A 291-nucleotide genomic window follows, 5' to 3' on the forward strand; every position below is an offset into this window, starting at 1 on the left:
GCTCAGGCGCGAGTGCGGATCGACGTGGATGCGCTTGACCTTGAAGCCGTCACCCTCGTCGAGGACGGTCCACGAGCCCCACGGGCGGTCTTCGGTGTCGCCGATCATCGGTCAACCCTCTTCCTGGCCGCGGCCCTCCGCCACATCATTTGATCAGGCTAGGCCAGTGTGCGGGCGGCATGAACGCATTGTTACCGAACGTTAGCGACGCCGTAGACCAGCCATGGCAGGACGGACGTCGACCAGGTAGACGATCGCGGCGATCGTGAAGATCAGGTTGAAGATGCCGAT

General features: G+C 62.9%; 1 protein-coding gene and 1 pseudogene. Both read right to left on the reverse strand.

From position 1 onward, the window contains the following. Nucleotides 1–108: pseudogene (locus QWY29_RS20090) on the reverse strand (mannose-6-phosphate isomerase); the annotation flags it as partial. 93 nt (nucleotides 109–201) lie between these two features. Next, nucleotides 202–291 (reverse strand): DUF2516 family protein, encoded by a 90-nt coding sequence (locus tag QWY29_RS21155; protein WP_369292671.1) that lies wholly within the window; start codon nucleotides 289–291, stop codon nucleotides 202–204.

The organism is Nocardioides abyssi (genome assembly GCF_030412915.1).
Taxonomy (GTDB): domain Bacteria; phylum Actinomycetota; class Actinomycetes; order Propionibacteriales; family Nocardioidaceae; genus Nocardioides; species Nocardioides abyssi.